This is a genomic window from Streptomyces boetiae, assembly GCF_031845405.1.
GTDB classification, from domain to species: Bacteria; Actinomycetota; Actinomycetes; order Streptomycetales; family Streptomycetaceae; genus Streptomyces; species Streptomyces boetiae.
Genome location: NZ_JAVREN010000007.1, coordinates 1 through 16,250, shown reverse-complemented (window position 1 = coordinate 16,250; position 16,250 = coordinate 1). Strand labels below are relative to the sequence as shown.

Genomic DNA, 16,250 nt, shown 5'->3' with positions numbered 1-16,250 from the left:
AGGGCGTAATTCCGCGGACACTGCGTCAAGTTGGACGAACGTCCGCGGAATTCCGCCGTTCGCTGTTCCGGGGGATGGACGGCAGGTTTACTCATGGCATCGGACCGCGGCGGGCACAAGCCCGCCAGCCGGTCCCGGCGTCAAGTCCGGCATCGCGCCGCGGAATCAGCCCGGGGAGGGACCGTGAAGAAAGCGGAGGACGGGCCCGCCACGTCCCGGAATAACCGCGCGGAAGCGGCATCCGGGAAGAGGCCGGGCATGGGGGATTTCCCGCCCGAAGGGGCGGGACGGGCCTTTCCCGACGCGGGGAAAGCCGGCATTCCCCTCCGGTGCGGTCCCGCCGCGGCCCCTCACCCGGGCCCGTCACCCGATCTGAGTCCCGGCCGGGACCTCAGCAAGGAGGAGACATGATCCACCAGCTCATCTTCGCGGCCCCCAAGCCGGGCATGACGGAGGAGGAGTTCCAGCGGTACTGGCTGGACGTGCACGCCGTCCACTACGCGAGCAAGATCCCCCAGATCAGGCGCTACGCCATCGACACCCGCATCGCCCGGCCCGACGACCGGGGCGAGCCGCTGTGGAGCGGGATCGCGGAGATCTGGCTGGAGAACGAGGAGGAGCAGCTCGCCTCGCTCCAGACGCCCGAGTTCCTGGAGGGCGCCCGCATCGACGAGCCGCGCTGGGCGGCGTTCTGGCGCACGGTGGTGCTGGACACCGACACGGAGGTCGTGGTCCCCGGCGTGCCCGAGGACACCGTGCAGCCCGGCATCAAGCTGGTGCTGCTGGCCAAGCGCCGGGAGGGGATGAGCGTCGAGGAGTTCCGCCGCCACAGCCGGCAGACGCACGCCCCGCTCGTCGCGCAGCTTCCGGGCCTGCGCCGCTACTACCAGTCCTACACCCGCGACTCCTGGTACGGCATCAGCGAGCCGCCGTTCGACGCGGCCTACCACGTGTGGTTCGACGGCCTGGAGAGCCTGCGGCACGCCGAGCGCTCGGCACAGCAGGCCGCCGTCCAGGACGACTACAAGAACTTCCTCAACGAGCAGTACCTGCACGTCCTCCCGGTCCGCCAGCACTGGGTGATCGGTCCCCGGGCGCGGTAACCGCCCGATTCCGGCCACGAGGAGCCGGTGCGGCCCTCCCCCGGGCCCGGGGCCCGGGGGCACCCCCCTCGGGCCTGCGGGACGCGACGGGCGATCCGCGGGCGCTCCACCGCCATCGGGCGGGGCGCGACCCCGGGACCGCGCGTCCCGGCGCCCCCGGCGCACGACGGCAGGATCGTGCGCCCTGGGGCGTGCACCGGCCCCTCGCACCTCCTGCGAGCGCCGCGCGCGACCGGTCCGCGCGCCGCGCAGCCGGGCCCCGGTGCCCCGCCGCCAGCCGACGGCGGAGCACCGGGGCTCCGGCACGTCGCCGCTCCCGTGGCCCGCGGCGGGGTGACCGACTCACGGCCTCCCCCGCGGCAGCGGGCCGACGCCCCGGGCGGGCGTTGCCGCAGCGGCGAGCTTGGCCGCTGGAGCCTCGTCCGCGCAGGACGGCCGACGCCGTGGGCGGGCGCTCTCGTGGCCGCGGCGTGAGGGCCGCCGCGGCCTTCGTCCGCGAGGCCGGCTCAACGCCCTCCGCCGGCGTTGCCGCCGGTGCGGCGAGAGGGCGGCTCCCGGAGGGCCCGCGGAGAAGTATCCCGGCGGGGGTGCGTGCGAAAGGCGGCGCGAAATCGTCGGCCGGTGGCGGAATTCCCGGGTGCGCGCGGCCCGTTCCGGGCCGTTCCCGTCCGGCCGCCGCGCCTTCCGGCGCGGTGGGGGCCAAGCGCGGGCGGCTCGCCCGGCGGGCCGGCCGGGCGCATTATCGCGTGGCCCCGGGAAATGGACGGCGGGATTCCGCCGGAATCCCCGCGAACGCCCGGCCGTTCGCTCCCCGAAAAACCCTCTTGCCGGCCCGGTCCCGGGCCCCCGCTTTACGCGCTCCGCGGCCCGCAGCGTTTTCCCCCGGCGAAGCGCCGGAGGCCCGCCGAACGCGCCGTGCCCCGCCGCCCCACGAGCCGGTCCCGCGGCCGTCTCGCCGGGGCCCGCGACGGGCGCAGAGGCACGGGGCCGCGGCCCCGGGGCCGCCCCGAGCGCGACCGCCGCGCGGCAGGCGTTCCGCCGCCGGACAACTCCGCGGAAACGTCATCCGCATTCGCCCGCCGGCAAGGAAGGGCTGTTTTATCTCCGCTTTTCCTGATGAACACGCCGATACTGGCCGGTAGGTTCTTGTTGCTAATATGCATCCCAGGCAATGGGACCCAACGGGCAGGGACCCCTGGCCGTTGACATGCGTGGCACACGACGGGGGAGGATCCTGTGACCGTGCAACAACGCGCCCTGCGAACAAGACGCCGGGTATTGGAAGCCGCGGCGGCCGTGTTTGACCACCACGGATTCGCTTCAGCAAGCATCGCGGACATCCTGCGGGCCGCCAATGTGACCAAGGGCGCCCTGTATTTCCACTTCCCCTCGAAGGAAGCCCTGGCCCGGGGGGTGATGGAGGAGCAGAAGCGGGCGCTGGTGCTGACCAACACCGGCCTGCACACGCAGACCGTCATCGACATCACCCAGGGCGTGGCCCGCCTGCTGCGCGCCGACCCGGTGCTGCGCGCCAGCTTCCGCCTGACGGTGGAGCAGGGCGCCATGGGCCCCGAGGACCCCAGCCTCTACCTGTGGTGGCTGGGCGTCTGCCGCACCCACCTGGTGCAGGCCGGGAAGGCCGGCGAGCTGGACGGCGCGGCCGACCCCGACGCCCTGGCGCACCTGGTGGTCGGCTCCCTGACGGGCGTGCAGCTCCTCTCCCAGGTGCTCAGCCGCCGCGCGGACATCGGGGAGCGGCTGGCCACCTGGTGGCGGACGGTGCTGCCCGGCATGGTGGCCGATCGGGTGCTGCCGCGGCTCTCCCCCCAGGGCAGCGACGACCTCCTCGCCGCGGTGCGCGGCAACGGCCGCGGCAAGGAGGTCGGTGTGCGCTGAGCGGGGCCCGCCCTCAGGCCGCGGTCCGCTCGGCGCCGGGCGGTGGCCCGGCCGCCGCGCGGTCCAGCGCGGCCAGCGGCAGCCAGGCCCAGCCGGGCCGGTGCCGCGTCTCGTAGGCCACCTCGTAGACGGCCTTGTCGAGCACGTAGGCGTCCAGCAGCCGCCGGTCCGCCGCCCCGAGCCGGCCCGCCGCGGCGGCGTACCCGTCGAGGAACGCCCGGCGCGTCAGCTCCGCCCACCGCGCCGCCCGGGCCAGAGCCCGCCGCCCCGCCGGTCCGTCCGGCGCGGCGGCGAGCCCGTGGTGGGCCGCGTAGTCGAAGGACCGCAGCATTCCGGCCAGGTCCCGCAGCGGCGAGTCCGGGCGGTCGCGCTCCTCGGGCGTGGCCAGTGGCTCTCCCTCGAAGTCGAGGAGCAGCCACCCGGCCCCGGACCGAAGGGTCTGGCCCAGGTGCAGGTCGCCGTGGATCCACTGCGAGGGACGGGCCCCGGCCGTCGCCCGCCGGGTGACGGCCGCGAACCCCGCCCGCAGCCACGGCACATGGCGCTCCAGAGCCGGGGCGTCGGCCACCGCCCTCTCCAGGCGGCGCACGAAGCCCTCGGCCAGCCGCCGCAGGTCCTCCCGGCCCGGCGCGCTGCGCCCGCCGGCCGCCGCGAGGTCCCGGTGCACCGCTGCCACGGCCACGCCCAGGCCGCGGGCGGGGAAGGGCACGGCGGGGCCGCCGCGCACGAAGGCCCCCGCGGCCCGGAGCGCGAGACCCCACCCGTCGGCGGCGTCCGGCAGGTAGCGCTGAAGGGTGGCGTAGGTGGTGCCGTCCCCGGCGTCCGAGGCGGCGCCGAGCAGCGGCGGGACGTACGCGCTGCCCGCCTCCGCCAGCGCCCGGTGCAGCGTCAGGTCCCGTCCGGGGCCCGGCGCGGGCCTGCGGAAGACCTTCAGCAGGTACCGCCCGGCCACCACGACCGAGCTGTTGGTCTGCTCCACGCCCAGCGGCCTGACGGACATCGCCGCCTCCCCGGCGGGCGGGGAGGCGGGGCTCGGCCCGGGCCAGTACCGCAGGCCGCCGCCGTCCTCACCGGCCGTGATCCGCCGCACCAGGGCGGTGGTCAGCCGGGGGTCGGCCAGCGCGTCCCAGACGACGGCGCCGTCCGCGACGGCCAGGGCCGGGGCCCCGGCCGGTCGTTCGGCCTCGGGGCCGACGCCCAGCGGCAGCAGGTAGTCGCCGCCCCCGGCGCCGGTCCCGGCCAGGGCCAGCACGCCGGCCGCCCGGCCGTCACCGCCCGGGGCGAACTCCCGCGTCGCCAGGACGGTCGCGCTTGCCGGGCCGGCGCCGGCGTACCAGCGTTGCCCGGCCATCCAGGCGCCCAGCGCGGCGGCCACGCCGGGCGTGGCCAGCACGGCCCCGGCCGGCACCCCCTCGGCCCCGCTCACGACGTGCCCCGCTCGGACCCGTCGGCGGACCCGCCGCCGAGGGAGAACCAGCCCACGCCGCGCGCGGCCAGCTCGATGCGGACCGCGCCGTCCGGGCCCACGGCCGGCTCGGCGCCCGCGCCCTCGGGCCCGGTGAGCAGGGTCAGCCTTCCGCCGGCCGCGTCCGGCACGTCGAGGGAGACGGAGCGCGGGCTCGTGGCCAGGTTGTAGACGCACAGCACCCGGTCGCGTTCCCCGTCGGTGCCCGCGTGGTCCCGGAGGAACGCCAGCACCGCCGGGTCGGGTGAGTGCAGCGGCTCGAAGGAGCCCTCGCCGAACGCCGGGTGCGCGCGCCGCAGGCCCAGCATCCGCCGCGTCCAGTGCAGCAGCGAGCCGGGGTCGGCGTACTGCGCCTCGACGTTCACCTCCTGCGGGGCGTGCCCGGGGCTGGTGACCACGGGCAGGTACAGCAGCTCGGGCGAGGCGGTGGAGAACCCGGCGTTGGGCCCGGAGGACCACTGCATCGGGGTGCGCACCGCGTCCCGGTCCGCGAGCCAGATGTTGTCGCCCATGCCGATCTCGTCGCCGTAGTAGAGGATCGGGGAGCCCGGCAGGGAGAGCAGCAGCGCGGTGGCCAGCTCGACCTGCCCGCGGTCGTTGTCCAGCAGGGGGGCCAGGCGGCGGCGGATGCCGACGTTGGCCCGCATCCGCGGGTGCGGCGCGTACTGCTCGTACATGTAGGCGCGTTCGTCGTCGGTGACCATCTCCAGACTCAGCTCGTCGTGGTTGCGCAGGAAGATGCCCCACTGGCCGTCCGCCGGGATGCGGGGCGTGGTGGCCAGCACCTCGGCGATCGGCACGCCGCTCTCCTGCCGCAGCCCCATGAAGATCCGCGGCATCAGCGGGAAGTGGAACGCCATGTGGCACTCGTCGCCGTCCAGGCCCGGGTCGCCGAAGTAGGCCACCGCGTCCTGCGGCCACTGGTTGGCCTCGGCCAGCAGGACCCGGCCGGGGTACTCGTCGTCCACGGTCTTGCGGACCGCCTTGAGGAAGGCGTGGGTGGCCGGCAGGTTCTCGCAGTCGGTGCCCTCCTCCTCGAAGAGGTAGGGCACGGCGTCCAGGCGGAAGCCGTCGATGCCCAGGTCCAGCCAGAAGCGCAGGGCGTCCAGCATGGCGTCCTGCACCCGGGGGTTCTCGTAGTTGAGGTCGGGCTGGTGGGAGAAGAACCGGTGCCAGTAGTACTGGCCGCGCACCGGGTCGTGGGTCCAGTTGGAGCGCTCGGTGTCCACGAAGATGATCCGGGCGTCCCGGTAGGCGCTGTCGTCGTCGGCCCACACGTAGAAGTCCCCGTAGGGGCCGTCGGGGTTGCGGCGGGAGTCCTGGAACCACGGGTGCTCGTCGGAGGTGTGGTTCATCACCATGTCGGTGATGACCCGGATGCCGCGGGCGTGGGCCGCGTCCAGCAGCGCGATGAAGTCGTCGATGGTGCCGAACTCCGGCAGCACCGAGCGGTAGTCGCTGATGTCGTAGCCGCCGTCCCGCAGCGGCGAGGCGTAGAACGGCGGCAGCCACAGGCAGTCCACGCCCAGCCAGGTGAGGTGGTCCAGGCGGGCGGTCAGCCCGCGCAGGTCGCCGATGCCGTCGCCGTCGCTGTCGTGGAAGGCGCGGACCAGCACCTCGTAGAAGACGGCCCGCTTGTACCAGCCGGGCTCGACCGGCGCGGGTCTGGCGGCCTCGAAGTCGGCCGCCTCGGGTTCCAGGATGATGCCCCTGGCGACGCGCTCACTCATGGCCCCGCCTCACCAGGACGCGGGCCACGGCCTCGCGCGGGTCGATCTTGACGTGCGCCCGGGGACCGACGAGGACGTCGCCCCCGCCCAGCGCGTCGGCCAGGGCCAGCGTCTCGCCCTCGCCGGCGCCCATCGCGGCGGGCGCGCCCAGGACGGTGCCCTCCTCGACGCCGGCGGCGTTGAGGGTGACCAGGCACAGCACGGCCTCGCCGGTGGCGGGGTCGGTCTTGACGTAGGCCAGCAGCGCGTCGTTGTCCACCTCCAGGAACTGGATGCGGCGCAGCTGCTGGAGGGCGGGGTGGGCGCGGCGCGCGGCGTTCAGCCGCGTCAGCCAGGGGGCGAGCGAACGCCCGCCGGCCTCGGCCGCCGCCCAGTCCCGGGGCCGTAGCTGGTACTTCTCGGAGTCCAGGTACTCCTCGCTGCCCTCGCGGACGGCGCGGTGCTCGTACAGCTCGTAGCCGGAGTAGACCCCCCAGGTCGGGGAGAGGGTGGCGGCGAGCGCGGCGCGCAGGGCGAACATGGCGGGGCCGCCGTGCTGGAGGTGCTCGGGCAGGATGTCGGGCGTGTTGACGAAGAGGTTGGGGCGCAGGAAGTCGGCGCCCTCGGCCAGCTCCCGCGCGTAGTCGGTCAGTTCGGCCTTGCCGGTGCGCCAGGTGAAGTAGGTGTAGGACTGGGTGAACCCGGCCTTGGCCAGGCCCTGGAGGACGGCCGGGCGGGTGAACGCCTCGGCGAGGAAGAGCACGTCGGGGTGGCTCTCCTTGACCCGGCGGATCAGGTCGAGCCACAGGCCCGGCGGCTTGGTGTGCGGGTTGTCCACGCGGAAGATCCGCACGCCGCGCTCCACCCAGAACAGCACGATACGCAGGACCTCGGCGCTCAGCCCCCCGGGGTCGTTGTCGAAGTTCAGCGGGTAGATGTCCTCGTACCGCTTGGGCGGGTTCTCGGCGTAGGCGATGCTGCCGTCGGGCTGCCGGGTGAACCACTCGGGGTGCTCGCTGGCCCAGGGGTGGTCGGGCGAGCACTGGAGGGCCAGGTCGAGCGCTATCTCCAGGTCGTTGTCCCGGGCGGCGCGCACGAAGTCCTCGAAGTCCTCCACGGTGCCCAGGTCCGGGTGGACGGCGTCGTGGCCGCCGTCCTCGGAGCCGATGGCCCACGGCGAGCCGACGTCCCCGGGTTCCGCGGTCAGGGCGTTGTTCCTGCCCTTGCGGTGGGTGCGGCCGATGGGGTGGACCGGCGGCACGTAGACCACGTCGAACCCCATGGCGGCGACGCGCGGCAGGTCGGCGGCGGCGGTGGCGAAGGTGCCGTGCACCGGATTGCCGGCGTCGTCGACGCCGCCGGTGGAGCGGGGGAACAGCTCGTACCAGGAGCCGAACAGGGCGCGGGTGCGGTCGGCCCACACCTCGTGCACGGGCCCCTCGGTGACGAGTTCGCGCAGCGGGTGCGCGCGGGCCAGGGCGTCGGTCTCCGGGGCGCGCGCGCCGGCCAGCCGCTCGACGAGCGGCAGGTGCGCCGCGCGCAGCCGGGCGGCGGCGCGGGCCGCGGCCGGGTCGCCGGTGGCGGCGGCCAGGCGGTCCAGCAGGCGGGCGCCGCTCTCCAGGTCGTTGGCCAGCAGCTCTTCGGGAACGCGGGCGGCGGCCTTGGCCTCCACCGCGCGCCGCCAGCTGGTCCAGGGGTCGGACCAGGCCACGACCTGGTAGGTCCACAGGCCCTCCCGGTCCGGGACGACGTGCGCCTCCCAGCGGTCGAGACCCGGGTTGACCAGGATCATGGGAACGGTGACGGGCTCGGCGTCCGGCGCTGCGCCGGGCGGAGCGGCGGGGCGCCACACCACGTGCGCGGACAGGGCCTCGTGGCCCTCGCGCCAGATGGTGGCGCCGACGGGAATGTGCTCTCCGATGACGGCCTTCGCGGGGTGGCATCCCCCGCTGACGACCGGTGCCAGGTCGGATATGACCAGGCGTCCACTCATTTTCTACCCCCTTCCGAGGCTTCCCGCTGATAGTGCGAGGCGCGGGGCCCTTTCATGCTGGAGTCGTCGCGGAAGGGGCTCACTTCGTCAACTCGGCGAAGTGCGGGGGGCGGGGGAAAGTCCGGCGGGGCCGGCCGGGCGCCGCATTGCGTCAAGTTGGACAAGTGCGGGCGCGTAGCCCCGGATCGCTTTGCCGGGTGGATTGCCGCGGGCTGTACTTCAACCGTACTCACCACGCCGGGCGGCCCGGGAATCGCCGGTCCTGCGGCGTGCGGCAGCGAAGCGCAGCAGTCAGGAGACATCGATGTCCAAGCGCATCCTCGTGGTTCTCTCGGAATTCGGGTACTGGGGCGAGGAACTCGTCGGCCCGGTCGAGGAGTTCGACAAGCAGGGCTACCAGATCACCTTCATGACCCCGACCGGCAAGCGGCCTCACGCGCTGCCGCCGAGCCTGGACGCGGAGTACATCGACCCGCCCCTGGGCCGGTCGGTCACCACCCGCGACATGGCCCGCCGGGCCGCCGCGCTGGACGAGTCCAGCCGGCTGGACAACCCGGTCAGCCTGGAGGCGCTCATCCCCGAGCGCCCCTACTACAGCGCCCTCAACCACCTGCGGGAGCTGGAGGACTACCACAGCCGCCTGGAGGCGGCCACGACCGACCTGGTCTCCGGGTTCGACGCCCTGACCATCGTCGGCGGCAGCGGCCCCATCGTGGACCTGGCCAACAACGAGCGGCTGCACGAGGTCGTGCTGGCCTTCGTCAAGGCCGACAAGCCGATCCTCGCGGAGTGCTACGGCGTGGCCGTGCTGGCGTTCGCCCGCGACTGGGAGGACCGCTCCAGCCTGCTGTGGGGCAAGCACGTCACGGGCCACCCCAAGGAGTACGACTACAAGGACGGCACCGGCTTCCTGGGCGTCGAGTTCAACATGGGCCCGCCGCCGTACCCGCTGGAGTACATCCTGCGCGACGCGACCGGCCCCGAGGGCGCCTTCCACGGCAACGTCGGGCGGGAAACGTCCGTCATCGTCGACTACCCCTTCGTGACCGCGCGTTCCACGCCGGACTCCATCCTCTCCGGTGAACTGCTGGTCCGCGTTCTGGAAAGCGGCCTGCGCCGCTACGGCTGGTAAGACCGGCCGCCCCTCCGACGAGGATTCCCGCGGGAATCCGGAAAAGGACAATCATGCGAGCCAGGCCGGGAAGAGCCGCCATATTCGAGCAGTTCGCGGCGGACGGCATCACCTACATGTTCGGCAATCCGGGAACCGTCGAGCAGGGCTTTCTCGACGAGGCGACGAATTCCCGGCTCTCCTACGTCCTGGCCCTGCAGGAGGCGGCCGCGGTCGGCATCGCCGACGGATATGCCCGCGCCTCCCAGCGCCCGGCCCTGGTGCAGCTGCACAGCGGCGTCGGCCTGGGCAACGGCATCGGCATGCTGTACCAGGCCAAGCGCGGCGGCTCGCCGCTGGTCGTCCTGGTGGGCGAGGCGGGCGTCAAGTACGACGCGATGGACGGCCAGATGGCGGCCGACCTGGTCGCCATGGCCGAGCCGGTCGTCAAGTACGCCACCCGCGTGGTGGACCCCGCCTCCACCCTGCGGGTGCTGCGCCGGGCCGTGAAGATCGCCATGACCCCGCCGCGCGGCCCGGTGATGGTCGTGGTGCCCGCCGACGTGCTCGACCAGGAGACCTCCGAGCCGGCGGTGCCCACCAGCATCCCCGACACGCGGGTGGCGCCCTCGGCCGAGTCGCTGCGGGAGGCGGCGCGGCTGCTGTCCTCGGCCCGCCGCCCCCTGATCCTCATGGGCGACGGGGTGGCCGTCAGCGGGGCGCAGCAGGAGCTGACCGCGGTCGCGGAACGCCTGGGCGCGCCTGTGTGGGGCGTCAACTCCTCGGAGGTCAACTTCGACGCCCTGCACCCGCTGTTCGGCGGACAGCTGGGCCACATGTTCGGCGCGGACAGCGCCCGGGTGGTGGGGGACGCGGACGGCGTGCTGATCGTGGGGACCTACGTCTTCCCCGAGGTCTTCCCGTCCCTCACCAGCCCGTTCAGCTCCGACGCCCGGATCGTCCACATCGATCTGGACGCCTACGAGATCGCGAAGAACTTCCCCGTGGACCTCGGCATCGTGGCCGATCCCAGGCTCGCCCTGGCCGGCCTCGCCGACGCGCTGGGCCCGCGCACGCCGCGCCCGGGCCTGGAGGCCGCCCGCGCGGGAACGGCCGCCCCGGCCGCCGACGACTCGCTGATGGACCGGTTCGTCCGGGCCGTCGCCGAGCGCTCCCCGGCCGACCTGGTGGTCTTCGACGAGGCGCTGACCGCCTCCGGGCCGCTGGCCCGCCACCTCCCGCCGCGCGTGCCCGGCCGGTTCTTCCAGACCCGCGGCGGCTCGCTGGGCGTGGGCATCCCCGGCGCCATCGGCATCAAGCTGGCCCACCCCGAGCTGCCGGTGATCGGCTTCACCGGGGACGGCGGCAGCATGTACACCTTCCAGGCGCTGTGGACCGCCGCCCGGGAGGGCGTCGCCGCCAAGTTCGTCATCTGCAACAACGGCCGCTACCGGCTGCTCGACCTGAACATCGAGCAGTACTGGCGGGAGCTGGGAATCACCCCGCACGACCCGCCCGCGGCGTTCGACCTCACCCGCCCCGAGATCGGCTTCACCGAGCTGGCCGCCTCCCTGGGCGTCCCCGGCCGCCGGGTGGACAAGCCCGACGAGGTGGAGGCCGCCGTCGAGGCGATGTGGGCCCACGACGGGCCGTACCTGATCGATCTGGCCGTCTCCTGACCCGCCCGCACGCCCTGCCCCGCAGGCGCGCCGGGAGAAAGGACATCCCGTGAACCTCTTCGCGACCCGCCCCAGGCTCTCCGCCGAAGGCGCCGAGGCGCTGGTGCGCCGCTGGCACCGGGCGATCACCAACCGCGTCCCCGTCGAGCAGCTCACCCCGCACCTCGCCAACGGGCTGCGCCTGGACCTGCCCACGGGCGTGCTGCGCGGCATCGAGGACTTCCGCCGCTGGTACGCCTCCGGCCGCCACCTGCCGCTGGCCGGCGAGGCGGTGGACCTGGCCGAGATCCGGGTGAGCCTGCCCTCGCCGGTGCACGCCCAGGTGATGGTGACCACGACGGCCGAGCCGGGCGCCGCCCCGGTGCGGCAGGAGTGGTGGGTGGTGCGGCAGGAGGGGGGCCCGCGCATCCGCACCATCTCCGTGCACCCCTCCGCCACCGCCCCCGCCACCCGCGCGGCGGCGCTGCTCGGCGCCTGACGGCCGGGGCCGGCCGGGACCCCGCGTCCCGGCCGGCCCCGGCACCCGGCGCCTCCTTTTCCCGGTCCTCCCCGACGCTCACCACCCTCACCACCCTCACCACGCTTCAACGCTCACGACCGACGACCCGGTCCCACCGACCCGGAGGAATGATCACGATGACTACCCAGCCGTCGCCCGCGCCCGGCCGCCTGGAGGGCAAGCGCATCGGGCTGCTGATGGAGAACGACTTCGTCGAGGAGGAGATCTCCTACTACCAGCGGCGCTTCGCCGAGGAGGGCGCCGAGGTGGTGCTCCTCACCCGCCTGTGGGGCCGGCCCTCGCTGACCTTCGCCGGCGCCGAGCAGCGCGCCCCGATGACCGTGAGCGAGGACCTGGAGGCCCTGGACTACACCGAGCTCTCCCGCCTCTCCGCCCTGATCGTGCCCTCCGGGCAGGTCGCGGACCGGCTGCGCTACAGCGAGGACGTCGAGCAGCTGGCGCCCGCCGTGGAGCTGATGCGCCGCGCCTTCCGGCTGCCCAACCTGATCAAGGGCTTCTCCTGCCACGGCCTGCTGCTGCTGTCGGCCGCCCCCGAGCTGGTCCGCGGCCGGGAGGTGACCTGCCACAACAACCTGGTGGGCGACGTGCGGAACATGGGCGCCGTCTACACCAACCAGGACGTGGTGGTGGACGGGGACCTGGTCACCGGCCGCACCGTCGCCGAGTGCCACCTGCTGGCCCGCTCCGTGATCGAGCTGCTGGACCCGGTTCCGGCCCTGGCCGCCGCGGACGGGGCGTCGTGACGGCGCCGGCCCCCGCGTCGCCCGCGCCGTTCTCCTCCTGGTCGGACACCACCGCGGGCTACGTGGTGGAACGCCGGGGCGAGGCCGTGACGTTGCGCACCCTCGCCGACGGGCTGGTGACCGTGCACCTGACGGCCACGACCTCGGGGCAGCGGCTGCGCAACCTCGGGGAGCCCTACGAGGACGTCACCGGCCGCCTGCACGACCTGCTGGTGCCCGGGGCGTTCCTCTTCTGCTACGGCCCGGTCTACGCGGAGGACGCCGGGCCCTGGCTCCAGGCCTCCCACCTGGTGTTCGTCACCGGTCCCGACGGGGCCTGGCCGGCCGAGCGCCCCGGCTGGTGGACCGACCAGCTGCGCCAGCTCGCGGCGTTCTACACCCGGGCCCAGTTCGGGGAGGGGGAGATCGACTTCGGCAACTACCGCACCGACCTGCGCAACAGCGGCGAGAAGTCCGTCCGGCAGGTGCAGGAGACGGACACCATCTCCCGGATGGTGTACGGGATGGCCAGCACGTTCCTGCTGACGGGGGACGAGCGGGCGCTGACCGTGGCCGAGCGCGGCTCCCGCTACCTCCACGACCACATGCGGTTCGTGGACCCGGCCGAGGACGTCGTGTACTGGTACCACGGCACCGAGCTGGTGGGCGGGCGCGAACACAAGCTGTTCGCCTCGGAGTTCGGGGACGACTACCGGGCGATCCCGGCCTACGAGCAGATCTACGCCCTGGTGGGCCTGGTGCAGACCTACCGGCTGACCGGCTCCCCGGAGATCCTGGCCGACATCGAGGGCACGGTCCGCCTCTTCGACCGGTTCTTCCGCGACACCCGGCTGGGCGGCTACTACTCGCACATCGACCCGGTGACGCTCAGCCCCCACGAGGAGAGCCTGGGCCCCAACCGGTCCCGCAAGAACTGGAACTCCATCGGCGACCACGCGCCGGCCTACCTGTTCAACCTCTACCTCGCCACGGGCGAGGAGCGGTACCGCAGGATGCTGGAGCACACCTTCGACATGATCGTCACGCACATGCCGGAGCGGTCGCCGCAGGACAGCCCCTTCGTCCGGGAGCGCTTCCACGCCGACTGGACGCCGGACCACGGCTGGGGCTGGCAGCAGAACCGGGCGGTGATCGGGCACAACCTGAAGATCGCCTGGAACCTGATCCGGATGCAGGGGGCCCTGCCCAAGCGCGAGTACCTGGCGCTGGCCGAGGAGCTGGGCAAGTCCATGCCCGGGGTCGGCCTGGACCGGCAGCGGGGCGGCTGGTACGACCTGCTGGAGCGGGTCGCGGACCGCGGCCGGCACTCCTTCGTCTGGCACGACCGCAAGACGTGGTGGCAGCAGGAGCAGGCGATCCTCGCCTACCTGATCCTGGCCGGGCACACCGGCGAGGACGACTACCTGCGGCACGCGCGGGAGTCGGCGGCGTTCTACAACGCCTTCTTCCTCGACCACGACGAGGGCGGCGTCTTCTTCACCGTGCTCGCCCAGGGCATCCCGTACCTGGTCGGCAACGAGCGGCTGAAGGGCAGCCACGCGATGGCCATGTACCACAAGGCGGAGCTGTGCTACCTCGCCGAGGTGTACACCCGTCTGCTGGTGCACCGCGAGCCGCTGGACCTGTACTTCCGCCCCGAACCCGGCGCCTCCTACCCCGGCGGGCTGCTGCGGGTGGCCCCCGACGTCTTCCCGCACGGGACGCTGACGCTGGACTCGGTCACGGTGGACGGCGCGCCCTACGCGGACTTCGACGCCGCGGAGCTGACCGTCCGGCTGCCCGAGTCCTCCCAGCCCCTGCTGGTGAAGGCCACCGTCCGGCCCGCGCCCCCGCGCGACGCCTGACACGATTCCTCACGAAGAAGGGAAAGTCCCATGCCGTTCGACGCCTCCGTCGGCCTCTCGGGCAGCTCCGCCGTGCTGCACCTCTCCGGCCGGCTGACCGACGCGGACGTCCGCACCCTGCGCGGCCTGGTGGAGCAGGCCGTGGGGCGCTCGCCCCGCCGCCTGGTGGTGGACCTGTACGACCTGGAGGAGATGGTGCCCGCGGCGCTGCGCTGCCTGGCGTTCGCCCAGCAGCACCTGCCGGCGACGGCCGAGATGGTGATCGAGGGCGCCTCGGAGCACCTGCGCGGCGCCCTGGAGCGCAGCGGCCTCACCCAGTCCATGACGGTCGTCACCGCCGCCGCCCCCCGCTGACCCCATCCCGCCACGTCCCCGCCGCGCCCCGGCCCGGCGGGGACGCGTCGCCGCGAAACGGCGGTCTCCCCCGGCCGCACCGCCCGCCGCCCGTCCCCCCGGACCGAGGGAGCCCGGGGGCACGGGCCCGGCAGGCCGGGGCAGGCCCGGGTGCACGGCCCGGGGCCGGAGACACCGCAGGAAGACCCGCGGCACGCCCCCGCCCAAGGCCGGAGGCACCGGAGGAAACCGGGGCACGGCCCCGGAGACGCCGGGGCAGGCCGGGGGCACGGCCCCCGGCAAGGGGGCCGGACCGGCGACGGCCGTCAGGCCGGCGCCGGGTGGCACTCGCCGCCCCGGACGCGCTCCAGGTGCGTCTCCACCACCGGGCGCGCGTCCCGGGCCGCCGCCCTGACCTCCGTGTTGTTCCCGGTGTCCAGCTCGCGGTCGATGAGCGCGAGCGTCTCCTCGTGCGCGGCGGCCTGCGCCGCCAGCCAGGCCCGGTCGTAGGCCGCGGTCCCGGCGTGCTCGCGGATCGCGGCGAGCTGCTGCTCCTGCTCCGGCGTCGGCGCGTCCGGCAGCGGCACGCCCAGCCGCCCGGCGAGCGCGGTCAGCGCGTCGTCCAGCCGCGTGTGGTCCTCCACCAGCGAGGCGCCGACGTCCTTGACGCACGCGGTGGTCGCGTTCAGCCCGGCGTCCTCGCCGGCGGCGATCTCGGCGAGGTTGCCCTCGTGGGCGGAGATCAGGAAGGTCTGGTCGGCCGCGGTGACGACGGCGGGGGCGGCGTCGGAGGGCCCGGCCTGGAGTCCGACGAGGAACAGGGCGGCCAGCGCGGTCGCGGCCATTCGGGCGGGAGTCACGGCACTCTCCGTTCTGAAGCTTGCGGGAAACGCGACTTGCGTCCCCCGAATGCCACTGTTGGCGCCCGGCGCCCCGCCCGCACACCGGACGCCGCCATTCCAGTGACCCGCACGCCCCCGACCTGCGGCGATGCCGAGGTGACGGGGGTCACCGCACGCCGGAGCTACCGAGGAGTACGCTGTCTGGCGCTCCGCGTCCGACTCCCTTTCGCACAATGGACAGGAGGCGACGTCCATGTGCGCCGAACTCACGCCCGTGATAGCGGCCACCACCCGGTGGCTGCTGCGGGCCTACCCGGCCGCCGGCAGCACCCTGGACGAGGCGCTGGCCGAGATCCAGGCGCGGCAGGCCGTGACGGTCGCCGCCTGGCTGCGGTACCCGACCTCGCTGGACGCCGCGCTGGTGACGATGGCCGGGCCCGGGGGCTCGGCCCGCCTCGACTGGACGGTGGGCGCGGACACCGTGCTGCCGCGGGGCCAGGAGTTCGCCTGGCGCACCTGGGTGGACGAGGCCCTGGCGAGCTGGGCGGCCTGCCTCCTGAGCTCCCCGGAGCTGGCCGCGCGGGCGGTCGCGGCGGTGGCCGGGACGGAGCACGCGGCGGCGGGCTCGGCGGAGTTCAGCCGCCTCACCCTGCCCGCCGAACGCGACCGGCGGGCCGCCGCGCTCCTGCGCCACCCCGACCTGACGGCCCCCGTCGCCGGCCTCCACCGCGACCAGCTCCTCTCCCGCCTCAGCCCCGAACCCAACCCCCGCCCGGCCGGCCGCACATAGCCCCGCCGGGCGGCCCGCGCCACACGCGGCCCGCCTCCGCCCCCGCGCCGGGCCGGGCCGGGCCGGGCCGGGAGCGAACGGCCCGACGGAACGCGGACGCGAACGACCGGGGCCGGCCCGGGCACGAACGGCCGGGACCGACGGCCGGGCCGCGGCCTGCTCGGGGACCCGCCGCCGGGCCACACCCGGAGGACCGGAGCCGGCCCGGCGCCCCGCCCCGTC

General features: G+C 74.4%; 13 protein-coding genes. 9 read left to right on the top strand and 4 right to left on the bottom strand.

From position 1 onward, the window contains the following. The first annotated feature begins 407 nt into the window (after positions 1-407). Positions 408-1,103, top strand: a complete 696-nt coding sequence (locus RM780_RS06630) for an EthD domain-containing protein (RefSeq protein ID WP_311629575.1) — start codon at positions 408-410, stop codon at positions 1,101-1,103. A 1,236-nt stretch (positions 1,104-2,339) separates the two neighbouring features. Further along, entirely contained in the window at positions 2,340-2,999 is a 660-nt protein-coding gene (locus tag RM780_RS06625; protein ID WP_311629574.1) for a ScbR family autoregulator-binding transcription factor, read from the top strand. A gap of 13 nt (positions 3,000-3,012) precedes the next feature. On the opposite strand, the gene RM780_RS06620 is transcribed toward RM780_RS06625, so the two are convergent. Genes RM780_RS06620 through RM780_RS06610 form a run of 3 tightly spaced genes read right to left on the bottom strand, consistent with a single transcriptional unit; the run spans position 3,013 to position 8,166 of the window. Further along, the gene (locus RM780_RS06620) at positions 3,013-4,425 is read right to left on the bottom strand and encodes a maltokinase N-terminal cap-like domain-containing protein (protein ID WP_311629573.1); all 1,413 of its coding nucleotides are present in this window, start codon (positions 4,423-4,425) and stop codon (positions 3,013-3,015) included. Continuing rightward, the gene (treS, locus tag RM780_RS06615) at positions 4,422-6,194 is read right to left on the bottom strand and encodes a maltose alpha-D-glucosyltransferase (RefSeq protein ID WP_311629572.1); all 1,773 of its coding nucleotides are present in this window, start codon (positions 6,192-6,194) and stop codon (positions 4,422-4,424) included. The genes RM780_RS06620 and treS overlap by 4 nt, the downstream gene beginning before the upstream one ends. Further along, on the bottom strand, positions 6,187-8,166 hold the full coding sequence (locus RM780_RS06610) for an alpha-1,4-glucan--maltose-1-phosphate maltosyltransferase (RefSeq protein ID WP_311629571.1): 1,980 nt from the start codon (positions 8,164-8,166) through the stop codon (positions 6,187-6,189). Before RM780_RS06610 ends, treS begins: the two co-directional genes overlap by 8 nt. Before the next feature lie 304 nt (positions 8,167-8,470). Between RM780_RS06610 and RM780_RS06605 the strand changes: the two genes are divergently transcribed. The 6 genes from RM780_RS06605 (at position 8,471) to RM780_RS06580 (ending at position 14,417) form a co-directional block, all read left to right on the top strand. Next, entirely contained in the window at positions 8,471-9,298 is an 828-nt protein-coding gene (locus RM780_RS06605) for a type 1 glutamine amidotransferase domain-containing protein (RefSeq protein ID WP_311629570.1), read from the top strand. A gap of 53 nt (positions 9,299-9,351) precedes the next feature. Next, positions 9,352-10,956: a thiamine pyrophosphate-binding protein gene (locus tag RM780_RS06600; RefSeq protein WP_311629569.1), complete on the top strand. Its 1,605-nt coding sequence runs from the start codon at positions 9,352-9,354 to the stop codon at positions 10,954-10,956. Positions 10,957-11,005: 49 nt separating this feature from the next. Then, positions 11,006-11,434 carry a hypothetical protein gene (locus tag RM780_RS06595; protein ID WP_311629568.1) on the top strand — a complete coding sequence of 143 codons (429 nt, stop codon included), beginning with the start codon at positions 11,006-11,008 and terminating at the stop codon, positions 11,432-11,434. Between the two features lie 158 nt (positions 11,435-11,592). After that, positions 11,593-12,219: a DJ-1/PfpI family protein gene (locus RM780_RS06590; RefSeq protein WP_311629567.1), complete on the top strand. Its 627-nt coding sequence runs from the start codon at positions 11,593-11,595 to the stop codon at positions 12,217-12,219. Beyond that, positions 12,216-14,063, top strand: a complete 1,848-nt coding sequence (locus RM780_RS06585; protein WP_311629566.1) for an AGE family epimerase/isomerase — start codon at positions 12,216-12,218, stop codon at positions 14,061-14,063. The genes RM780_RS06590 and RM780_RS06585 overlap by 4 nt, the downstream gene beginning before the upstream one ends. Before the next feature lie 30 nt (positions 14,064-14,093). Next, the gene (locus tag RM780_RS06580; RefSeq protein WP_311629565.1) at positions 14,094-14,417 is read left to right on the top strand and encodes an STAS domain-containing protein; all 324 of its coding nucleotides are present in this window, start codon (positions 14,094-14,096) and stop codon (positions 14,415-14,417) included. 305 nt (positions 14,418-14,722) lie between these two features. Here the strand turns inward: RM780_RS06580 and RM780_RS06575 are convergent, their stop codons facing one another. After that, a complete protein-coding gene (locus tag RM780_RS06575; RefSeq protein WP_311629564.1) occupies positions 14,723-15,256 on the bottom strand; it encodes a DUF4142 domain-containing protein in 534 nt (177 codons plus the stop codon). Positions 15,257-15,491: 235 nt separating this feature from the next. Here RM780_RS06575 and RM780_RS06570 point away from each other — a divergent pair, with 235 nt between their 5' ends. Further along, positions 15,492-16,028, top strand: coding sequence for a hypothetical protein (locus RM780_RS06570; RefSeq protein ID WP_311629563.1), 537 nt, complete (start codon positions 15,492-15,494; stop codon positions 16,026-16,028). Positions 16,029-16,250: the final 222 nt, after the last annotated feature.

Coding starts and splice junctions, on each gene's coding strand:
- RM780_RS06605 (WP_311629570.1), top strand. CDS start 8,471: ATGTCCAAGCGCATCCTCGTGGTTCTCTCGGAATTCGGGTACTGGGGC.
- RM780_RS06580 (WP_311629565.1), top strand. CDS start 14,094: ATGCCGTTCGACGCCTCCGTCGGCCTCTCGGGCAGCTCCGCCGTGCTG.
- RM780_RS06570 (WP_311629563.1), top strand. CDS start 15,492: ATGTGCGCCGAACTCACGCCCGTGATAGCGGCCACCACCCGGTGGCTG.
- RM780_RS06590 (WP_311629567.1), top strand. CDS start 11,593: ATGACTACCCAGCCGTCGCCCGCGCCCGGCCGCCTGGAGGGCAAGCGC.
- RM780_RS06630 (WP_311629575.1), top strand. CDS start 408: ATGATCCACCAGCTCATCTTCGCGGCCCCCAAGCCGGGCATGACGGAG.
- RM780_RS06610 (WP_311629571.1), bottom strand. CDS start 8,166: ATGAGTGGACGCCTGGTCATATCCGACCTGGCACCGGTCGTCAGCGGG.
- treS (WP_311629572.1), bottom strand. CDS start 6,194: ATGAGTGAGCGCGTCGCCAGGGGCATCATCCTGGAACCCGAGGCGGCC.
- RM780_RS06600 (WP_311629569.1), top strand. CDS start 9,352: ATGCGAGCCAGGCCGGGAAGAGCCGCCATATTCGAGCAGTTCGCGGCG.